This is a genomic window from Desulfoplanes formicivorans (assembly GCF_001748225.1).
Classification (GTDB): Bacteria; Desulfobacterota; Desulfovibrionia; order Desulfovibrionales; family Desulfomicrobiaceae; genus Desulfoplanes; species Desulfoplanes formicivorans.
In genome coordinates this window covers 1-10317 of the sequence record NZ_BDFE01000001.1, presented here as the reverse complement: position 1 = coordinate 10317, position 10317 = coordinate 1, and the positions used below count along the sequence as shown (strand labels likewise).

At 44.6% G+C, this 10317-nt stretch carries 8 protein-coding genes; 7 read left to right on the top strand and 1 reads right to left on the bottom strand.

The features are described from left to right. A partial coding sequence (locus DPF_RS00040) for a transposase (protein WP_141721020.1) occupies positions 1–582 on the top strand: 582 nt, incomplete at its 5' end. A gap of 78 nt (positions 583–660) precedes the next feature. Further along, positions 661–1686: a glycosyltransferase gene (locus DPF_RS13590; RefSeq protein ID WP_176724121.1), complete on the top strand. Its 1026-nt coding sequence runs from the start codon at positions 661–663 to the stop codon at positions 1684–1686. Positions 1687–1977: 291 nt separating this feature from the next. Here the strand turns inward: DPF_RS13590 and DPF_RS14405 are convergent, their stop codons facing one another. Beyond that, complete coding sequence (locus DPF_RS14405) at positions 1978–2181, bottom strand: transposase (RefSeq protein ID WP_069856679.1); 204 nt, start codon at positions 2179–2181, stop codon at positions 1978–1980. Between the two features lie 381 nt (positions 2182–2562). On the opposite strand from DPF_RS14405, the gene DPF_RS00025 reads away from it, so the two are divergent. The 5 genes from DPF_RS00025 to DPF_RS00005 all read left to right on the top strand — a co-directional run. Then, positions 2563–3480, top strand: a complete 918-nt coding sequence (locus tag DPF_RS00025) for a hypothetical protein (RefSeq protein WP_069856677.1) — start codon at positions 2563–2565, stop codon at positions 3478–3480. Positions 3481–3768: 288 nt separating this feature from the next. Continuing rightward, a complete protein-coding gene (locus DPF_RS00020) occupies positions 3769–5493 on the top strand; it encodes an IS1634 family transposase (protein ID WP_069856685.1) in 1725 nt (574 codons plus the stop codon). Positions 5494–5593: 100 nt separating this feature from the next. Continuing rightward, positions 5594–7378 (top strand): ABC transporter ATP-binding protein, encoded by a 1785-nt coding sequence (locus DPF_RS00015; RefSeq protein ID WP_069856675.1) that lies wholly within the window; start codon positions 5594–5596, stop codon positions 7376–7378. 1 nt (position 7379) lies between these two features. Continuing rightward, positions 7380–9539, top strand: coding sequence for a CotH kinase family protein (locus DPF_RS00010; protein WP_069856673.1), 2160 nt, complete (start codon positions 7380–7382; stop codon positions 9537–9539). 192 nt (positions 9540–9731) lie between these two features. After that, positions 9732–10317, top strand: a 586-nt coding sequence (locus tag DPF_RS00005) for a helix-turn-helix domain-containing protein (RefSeq protein ID WP_141721018.1), incomplete at its 3' end; no start/stop codon positions are given.

The following is a 10317-nucleotide window of genomic DNA, read 5'->3' as shown; positions in this document are numbered from 1 at the left end:
GACGTTGAGCTGGTTTGTCCTCCGTCCGGAGATTTTCCAGACGGATTCTCGATCCTTGATTTTAAAATCAGTGAGTCCGGTAAGGAGATCATTATTTGTCCCATGGGGCAGTCTTGTTTAGAGAATAAAATTTCAAAAAAACGTAAGGAAACAAGCTCTTACTTTAACCGGGAAGCATGTGGCAACTTCCCTCACTCGCATGATTGCCCCGTCAAAATCACAAGACGGAAAGCCAAAGTCATCTGGAAGTGGAACAAACCAAGGATCGAGGCACGGCGGCTCATGTTCAACGATGACGACGAAATCAAGTCGCTTTATCGCCAGAGATCCGGTGGCGAAGCCCCGTTCAGCATCGCCAAACGAGTCCTGGGACTGGAACGTACCCGGCGTCGTGGATTTGCAAAGAACAAGATGGTCATCGTTCTGGCAGCAACCGCCCTCAATGTCCTCAGAATGCACCTCTGGGTTCATCTCCCGGGGAACTTGCACCGGTTTTTCATAATTTTACGTAATTTTTGGCTGAATTTTGTCCATTTCTGGCAAAAAGTAATAGCCGGGAATAATTTTGTGATCACATCATGAAATTATCCGCTTAAGTCTTTCCGTTTACTGTGAGCGACATTTTTACTTTTTGCAGGCAAATCATAAATGGCAATAAACATGAAATGGACTTATATACGAGATCAACTCCTTATTTCTGGACCGTCTATGTTACGATATGCGTATTATCGGACTGTCGCATCTATTAAAAAAAATGCTTCGCCAAAATTTTCTATCGTTGTTCCATGTTATAACAATCCACAATTTCTTAAAAATACAGTCCACAGCATAGCGGCTCAGACTCTCCCCCCAACTTCAGTTGTCTTCGTCAACGATGGGTCATTTAGTAATACTGCAGAAGTTATCACACACTCCTCATCTTTTTTGAAAAAAAATAATATTAAAACAATTACTGTTAATCAAAAAAACAAAGGAGTTGCTGCAGCACGCAATACAGGAATCAACGAGGCTGAAGGTGAATGGATCATCCCTCTTGATTATGATGATACTATCGCGCCGCGTTATATTGAGCGATGTTCAGATATCATTCGAACTAGACCGAATGTACAATTTATCTATCCTCATTCGTTAAAGACCAATACAAAAGATACTTATTGGATACCAAGATCTGGTTTATTTCACAGTATTCTTGAAAGATGTCTATACCCAGCATTTTCCGCTTTTAATAAAAATCTTTGGTTGACGGTTGGCGGATATGACGTAAGTCATCCTCTCGGTATGGACGATTGGGACTTTTTTATCAAAATTGTAATGTCTCAGGCTCAATGCTGTCGTCTCCCTTTTTTTATGGGCACATGGCGTGGTCATGACATGAACGAAACACATACGGCTCGGAGAAACTGGAAATGCGGTCGAGCAATGATCGTTACATTATCGTATAAATGGCGCAATAGAGACGAAACCATTGCCGCTCTTGAAGCTATCACAGATATGAGTGGAGAGGTTATTAAACGATTACAACAAAAAGTACATCTTTTCCCTACACACCCATACCCTTATATGTGGCTGGCTCTTGTATATAAGAAACAAAAAAAGTTAGACCAAGCCATCCAGTTTGCCCGAAAAGCGAAAGCACTGGATCCCTCCAATTGGTTGATGGCCCATGTAGCAAAGATGATTGCTTAACATACTTCCTAACATCTAGATTGAGCGATTTTTAATCTGAAAATACATAAAAAAAGGTCTCCACTAAATTGTTGCAGGATCAATTTTTTACTGACACCAGAAGTGAACAATCAGCGGTATACTCGGTTGCATGCTTGAGAGAATGGGTAATGCGATACTTGGCAGCCTGCCTTAATTCGACCTGGCGAATCCGGGGTAAAAGTTCTTTGACGCAGCAGGCCTTGGCGGTAGCAAAACTCTGTTCAGCGAGCTCAAGAAGAGCATTCTCCTGATTTTGCCGTGCGTTTTTTCTCAGCGCCTTTGAGTACGGCCCCAACGGGTGTGATCTGGAAGCTTTGACTGTTTCCCCTCAAGTTTCCGGACATCATCAACGGTCTTGATGAAAAGCTGGACAACACGGAACCAGTCGACCGTCACCGAAGCGGACCTGAACTCCTTTTCGACGGCCGAGAGAAACGCAAAGGACATGTCGCAGACAACTTCGGCAATATGCACATGGCATCGCACTCCGGACACGGGCACAACACTCCCCGATCGACACCGATCTCCAGATGAAGCTTGGTTGGCGTATGGGCAGTATCAAGACGTTGGCTCGTCGGGGTAGGGGCAAGGCAAAAATTTGTTCAGCAAGCATGACTCATCTTCCTGAGGGGGAGGGCTATCCAAACTCGATATGGTCGGTCAATTCCACACAACACGTCGAAGAACCAATAAATTTTTCAGGCTTGACGATTTAGATTCAGAGAGATGGAATACTTCAAACCCAAAATCATGGATACGGCGAAGTACGCTACTACTGGATAAACTATTTTATTCCAATTCATCCACAAAAAATATTCTATAACATTTTTTATATTCTAAATACGAGGTCGAACGATGTCTAACGATTGTAAAATAGCACTTCATGTTTTATTGTTTGATGTTGATGAATTCATTGATCGATTTATGGAAAACTGCACCCCGTTCTTTGATAAAATATACGCGGCATATAGCGAAAAATCTTGGGGATACAAAAATCTAAATATAAAAAACAATACCAATATCAATTTAATTAAAGAAAAATTTGGTGACAAAATTACTATAATTAAAGGATATTGGAAAACAGAAGAAGAGCAACGAAATGCATGTATCGACCAGGCCATTAAAGACGGATATACTCACCTTGCAATACAAGATGTCGATGAATTTTATACAGAAGATGTTTATCCTTTAATGATCAATACCATCAAAAAAAACCCAGACTATGATGTATATAGAACAAGATGCAATACATTCTGGAAAACAACAGAATATATTCTTTCTTATAAAGGACAACATGCTGACAATTCAATTGTATTTGCCATCAACATAATAAAAGGCAACAGATTTATTGACAAACGAAACTGCGCATTAAAAACATCTCTTCAGCTTGAAGAAATCTGCTATCACCTTTCATATGTAAGGTCCGATGAATATATTCACCGCAAGATAAACACATGGGCACATGCAATGGATTTTGATACAGAGCGCTGGTTCCAAAACAAATGGTTGCGTTGGTATCCAGGAAAAAGAAACCTCCATCCTGTTGAACCTGATAAATGGACAAAGGCGATTCCTTTTACAGGACAGCTTCCAGAGGCTCTCCGCAACTTCCCAATACCAGAAAATTCCATCTACTCTCCGACACTAACAGATCGCACTAAAGATCTCTTTGTAAATGTACAGGAGTACACTGAAAAAACATGGTCACGTCTAAAACGATCAATCAAAAAACGCATTTGTTCCTGCTACAGACTTGAGGAGTCGGCAAGGTGAAACTCAACCCCAAGGGCCATAAACAATCACCAGAAACGAGCGTTGCATAGACGTCAAAAAAAGCGACAACTTCTTTGACAATTACCGAAATTCTGCTGCAATATTTTATCTCGACTTTCAGGGTTGACCCGTTCTAAGCTACAAAAAGCTCAATATTTTTATAGGGTTATAATTTTTTAATGCGTAAGACCCTATTATTTTATTCGCCATGCTTATAATTCTCTTGCTGTATAACATTTTTTAACAACATGTCTTGACATGTAAGACCCTATGGCGTAAAAAGTGGGCATGGCTCACTTGCACAAGAAGGTCAAGAAGAGAAAGACCTATTATTACATCCGGGAAATGGCCCGGGTTCAGGGTAAACCAAAGGTTGTCAATCAGATCTATCTCGGCTCTGTCGAGCGGATCATGGAGATGGCCCTTGGGCAGCAGAAGACCAATCTAAGCAAAATCCAGGTCCAAGAATTTGGCTCTTTGTTCCTTGCCAATCATGTGGATCAGCAGGTTGATCTCGCTCGTATTGTCGACTCTGTGATCCCACCGTCCTCCAAAGAAAAGGGGCCTACCCTTGGCGAATATTTTCTATATGCTGCGTTCAACAGGATGATCGAGCCAAGATCAAAATTAGGATTGCCCGATTGGTACAAGAATCTGGCCGTCCATCAAGTCCGTCCCGTGGATATCAACGAACTGACATCTCAACGGTACTGGGCAAAATGGGACCGGGTTGATTCGGAATCCATTCAAGAAATATCAAAAAGATTCTTCAATAAAATAAATGAGATTGAGCCTATCGAATCTGATTGTTCCCTGTTCGATACGACCAATTATTACAATTACATGGATAGCAAAACCCCTTCCACGCTGTTTGTACGGGGCAAGAACAAGGAAGGGAAGAATTGGCTTCGGCAAATGGGTCTTGCTCTTGTTGTTTCCAGGGGATCAGAGATCCCCATTTATTATCGAGAATATGAAGGAAACTGCCATGATTCCAAACTTTTCAACCGGATACTGCAAGAAATATTTGTCTCCATGGAGGCATTGGGCCAGAGCAATCCCAAGCTGACCATTGTCGTTGACAAAGGTATGAATTCCGAAGCCAACATGCAGACGATTGATCAGCGTCAGGGGCTCGAATTTATCACCACATATTCACCTGCTTTTGCCGAGGAATTGATCCGCAAAGACCTCAGCCATTTCACTCCCGTTGATACCCCCAAGAATAAGGAGCTGGTTGCCAGGGGCCGCGAAGACGATCAGATGGTAGCTTGGCGTACGACTGGTCATTTTTGGGGGGATAAGCGCACTGTTGTTGTGACCTACAATCCCAGGACAGCCACCAAGCAAAGGTACAACTTCGAGCGAAAGCTCAACCGCCTTCAGGAAGGGCTATTCGAGATCAGATCAAGAGTACGAGGCGGAAGAAAAAAATGGATTTCCAAACATCAGGTCCAACAGCGTTACAAGGAACTCTGTGATTCCCTCTATCTTCCCAAAGACCTCTATGATCTTGATTTCAGGACCTCGAACCAAAGACTCCAACTGTATTTTCGCAAAAATCACTACCGGATAAGCAAACACATCGCCAGGTTCGGGAAAAATATTATTGTGACGTCATGTCACGATTTGTCGACAGATGATATCGTCAAGGCCAGCCTGGACAGGTATCAGGTGGAAAATGCCTTCAGGCAGACAAAAGGTAGTGAATTCAGCAATTTTCGCCCCATGTGGCACTGGACCGACTCGAAAATACGCTGCCACATATTTTCATGCATAGTAGCCTTGACCTATCTTCGCCTGGCCACGCTTTGGCTGAATCGTGCAGGTGTCGCATGTAGTCCCGACAGTGCCATGCAGTCCATGCGCAATCTAAACAGTTGCCTCTGTTGGCACAAAGGGAAAAGAAAACCCGCCAGAATGCTTGAAGAACCAGACCCTGATCAGGCAGCTATCCTCGCTGCCATCGGATACAAAATACAAAATGGGGTCTTACAAAAACTCAACTCGTAATAGACTGATATACTGGTACTTTTGCCGTTTTTTATGTGATTAAGCGTGAAAGTCGAGTTTATCTCATCCAGCAAATCAAACGATTACTCTCATTATTTTCATGAAAAATAAAACAAAACCCGACCACATTCAAAGCCTCTACCTGGCCCGCCGCGTGGCCGGATACTTTTTCAAATACAAGTTCCGGATCATTCTTTCCTTCATTTCCCTGGCCATTGTTGCTGCATGCACAGCTGGAACCGCCTTTCTGGTCAAGCCGGCCCTGGATAACATCTTCATTGAAAAGGATGAGACCTCTCTACTCTTCATTCCCATTCTTCTGGTGGTCATGTTTGCCCTTAAGGGATTTTTCATGTTCCTGCAGAAGTATGAGATGAACTATTGCGGTCTCAAGGTTCTGGAAGAGCTGCGTAACGAATTGTATGCCAAGATCATCTGCCTCCCCACCAGCTTTTTCAATGAATCCCAAGTAGGCATGCTCATGTCACGGGTGGTTAACGACGTCACTCTGATCCGCAACAGCATGCCCGAATTCATCCGCATGATACGCCAGGGCATCACCATGGTCGGGCTCATTGGACTGGTCATCTACCGCGACCCCTACCTGGCTTTCTGGGCCCTGCTGGTCCTGCCCCTTACGGCCTGGCCCTTTGTCTTTTTCGGCAAGAAGCTGCGTAAGATAGGTCGCAAGAACCAAAAACAGATCGCAACCATCACCTCCCTGCTCCAGGAAACCTTCAACGGACTTTCCGTGGTCAAGGCCTTTGCCGCGGAAAAACTGGAAAACAAAAAATTCGAAGAAAAAAATGCCGGTCTGGTCAAAATCGCTGTGCGCGGGGTAAAGTACAACGAGATGTCTTCGCCCATCATGGAACTCATTGGCGCCGTGGGCATGGGTCTTGTCATCTGGTACGGAGGCAGCCAGGTCATTGCGGGCAAATCAACCCCGGGGACGTTCTTTTCCTTCATGACCGGGCTGATCATGCTTTATGAACCTTTCAAAAGCATCAATAGCGCCAATCTATCCATCCAGCGGGCCCTGGCTGGTGCAGAACGGGTTTTTGAAATTCTGGACTCCAAGACCATCAACGTGGAAACCCAGGGGCACACCGTCTATGATCACCACTTTCAAAGCCTTTGTTTCGACCATGTCACCTTTGCCTATCCAGGCACCGAAGAACCGGCCCTGCAAGATATCACCCTTGATATCAAAGCGGGTGAACGAGTCGCCATCGTGGGTTCCAGCGGATCGGGCAAAACAACGTTGGCTGGGCTGATTCCCCGATTCCACGATCCCCAAACGGGACAGATTCTGCTCAATAATACGCCTCTAACAGAATTCACCCTGGAAAGTTTGCGTAAAGGCATCGGCATTGTCTCCCAGGACGCCTTTCTCTTTAACGCCTCCATTGCCGAGAATATCGCCTATAGCCAAACAAACATTGATCCCCATCAGATCATACAGGCAGCACAAGCCGCCTATGCCCACGGATTCATCCAGGAACTTCCAGACGGCTACGACACCATTGTAGGTGAACGCGGGGTCAAGCTCTCGGGCGGCCAAAAACAACGCATCACCATTGCCCGGGCCATTCTCAAAAACCCATCTCTGCTCATCATGGACGAGGCCACCAGTGCTTTGGACACGGAATCCGAGTCCATTGTCCAGAAGGCTTTGGACAACCTCATGCAGGGCAGAACAAGCATTGTCATTGCCCATCGCCTTTCAACGGTCATCTCTGCGGACCGCATTGTAGTCATGAACAGGGGAGAGATTATGGATGTGGGAAAACACGAGGAACTGCTGCAACGGTGCGGGGTGTATGCGAATTTGTACAGGATACAGTTTGAGAGTTCAAAAGCAGATATAACCCATCAAAAATGATATGAAAATATATTTCATAAACCTGTTTATTTTATTTTCAATAATAGTTTCTTCAATAGCTGAAGCACAACATATTGTTATTAACGAAATTTTTGTTCTAGGGAAAGGCAAACGCCCCGATTGGATTGAATTATACAATTCTGGAAATGCGACATGTGACATTGGGGGATTTACCTTATCGGACAACAACAAGAAAATCCATAAATGGACCATTCCGAAGAACACGTTTATTCGTCCGGGAGGATTTGTACTTTTTTTTGCTGACAAAAAAAACGTTGAAAATCACACAAACTTCAAACTTGATGCAGGTGGAGAGTATGTAGGATTATATGATCAAAACGGCCAATGTGTTGATTCCATCACCTATAACAAATTTCCAGCTCATGGTTCTTTAGGAAGATACCCGGATGGTTCCAAGAAATTATTCTTCTTTACAGCCCCGACCATGGGTAGTCCAAACGTAAATACATCTCCCACGCACGATCCTTTTGGCTTTCAACAAGGACCTGCTCCAAACGTCTTTCCCCAAGGAGGACATTATAACGGCCCTCAACAGGTCATTATCCAGACACATCTACCGCAAGCCCGCGTTTTTTACACATTGGATGGCTCCCTCCCCACGACACAATCATCTCAATACAGCGGGCCGCTAACCATCAATACAACAACCGTACTACGCTGTATTGCGGTTGACGGTGAAAATCACTCAAGTGCCATAAACACGCAAACCTTTCTGATCAACGAACATTCCACGCGGCCCATAATCTCCTTGGTGACCGATCCCCGTAATCTTTGGAATGAGGAGACCGGAATCTATGTAAAAGGAAATCAATGGAAGCGTGCAAACTATAACAAAGACGAGTATAACTGGAAACAGTCATGGAAAAGAACATGTAATTTTGAATTTTTTCCTAAAAAATCTGATGCTCGTATCAACATACCCTGCACCATCAAAATTTTCGGAGGTGCTTCACGTAATCTGCCACAAAAATCTTTTTCCATAAAAGTTATTGACCCCAAAACAGACGTTTTTGCTTATCCCTTTTTTCCACAAAAAAACATACAAACATTCAAAAGCATCATCTTGAGAAATTCCGGCGATGACTGGAAGCAAACCATGTTCAGAGACCTCCTTATGCACACGGTTCTTCAAGGACGAATGAATATCGACTTCCAGGCAGGAACACCTGCTCTTGTTTTTTTGAACGGAACATACTGGGGAATATATAATATTCGTGAAAAGCTTGATCCATATTACGTCATTGGGAACCACCACGTTGATCCTGAACATATTGATATGATCAAGTGCTTTCATGACATTAAAGCAGGAAGTGATTCCCAATACAACGCGTTAATCTCTTTTATACGATCACATGACTTAAGCAACTTCAAACATTACAAAACGGTTTGTGAGCAAATAGACATCGATGAGTTCATCAACTACCAGCTCGCCCAGATCTATTACGATAATTGCGACTGGCCACAGAACAATATTGCATGGTGGCGTGAAAAAAAAGATAACGGTAAATGGCGCTGGATCCTTTATGACACAGATGAAGGTTTCCAATTTCATGACAAGAGAAGATCATGCGCCCGCAATACCCTCAAATGGGCCACCAAGACGAACAGGCGAGAAACGCTCATTTTTAACGCCCTTCTCAAAAACGAGAACTTCAGGAATCGATTCCTGCAAATCTTTGCCGCCCACATGAGCACTACGTTTGATCCAGCACGCATTATAGCTCATATCGATAAACTCCAAAATCAGATACGACCGGAGATGCCCAGGCACATCAACCGCTGGGGGGCCATTTCCTCCATGCAAAAATGGGAACAAAACGTTGATGAACTTCGCCGTTTCGCAAGAAAACGCCCTGCCCACGTCTATGAGCATCTGATTAAACAATTTCACCTTTCAGGGACCATTGATCTGACTCTCACGGTCAATGATCCTCACAAGGGTCAGGTCCGCATGGCTACCGTGGACATTCCTCCGGAATTTTCCAACGGAAAATACTTCCAAGGCATTCCCATGACCCTGCACGCGATTCCGGCTTCCGGACATAAATTTATCCGCTGGGAAGGTCTGATACAATCGACTTCAAGAGAAATCTCCTTTACGCCGCACAAACCAGGAACCATACGCGCCATCTTTCGATAATACCAAGCAGTTAAGACAACCTGCTGCTCGATATCCGACAAGACAAAACCTTTCGTGTTTTGACATTTCAAGCAAAAAAGACAAGGAATGCAGGGCTTCGTAATGTTTCAATTCTTTGGTTCTTCGACGTTTTGTGTGGAATTGACCGATCGTATCGAGTTTGGGTAGCCCTCCCCCTCAGGAGGATGAGTCATGCTTGCTGAACAAATTTTTGCCTTGGGTCTTGGCCTTACGCCGCCGTGGAAAGTTACGAGCCAACGTCTTGATACTGCCCATACACCAACCAAACTCCATCTGGAGATCGGTGCCGACCGGGGAGCGCTGTACCCGTGTCCGGAGTGTGGTGCCATGTGCAAGGCTCATGACTTCAAGGAGTACACGTGGCGGCATCTCAACTTTTTTCAGCACCATTGTTACCTCACCGCCCGAGTCCCGAGGATTAATTGTTCGGAACACGGCATCCGTCGGGTGGACGTTCCCTGGGCCAGAAAAGGCAGTCGTTTTACCTTGCTTTTTGAGCAGGTGGTCATGAGTCTTGTTCGCGAGATGCCGGTCAGTGCTGTTGCTCGTCACGTCGGGGTCACAGACAAACGATTATGGCGTATCGTTTACCACTATGTTTCCAAAGCCATTGAGACCCTGGATCTCAAAGATCTCAAGGCGATCGGGCTGGATGAAACAGCCTCCAAGCGTGGTCATAATTACATCACGGTCTTCATTGATCTGGATCGATCCGACAAACCCGTGATTTTTGCCACTCCAGGCAAAGGCAAGGAAT

Bases quoted from the DNA above. Each gene is read 5' to 3' on its own strand.
- DPF_RS13590 (WP_176724121.1), top strand. From the start codon at position 661: ATGAAATGGACTTATATACGAGATCAACTCCTTATTTCTGGACCGTCT.
- DPF_RS00025 (WP_069856677.1), top strand. From the start codon at position 2,563: ATGTCTAACGATTGTAAAATAGCACTTCATGTTTTATTGTTTGATGTT.
- DPF_RS00020 (WP_069856685.1), top strand. From the start codon at position 3,769: ATGGCTCACTTGCACAAGAAGGTCAAGAAGAGAAAGACCTATTATTAC.
- DPF_RS00015 (WP_069856675.1), top strand. From the start codon at position 5,594: ATGAAAAATAAAACAAAACCCGACCACATTCAAAGCCTCTACCTGGCC.
- DPF_RS00010 (WP_069856673.1), top strand. From the start codon at position 7,380: ATGAAAATATATTTCATAAACCTGTTTATTTTATTTTCAATAATAGTT.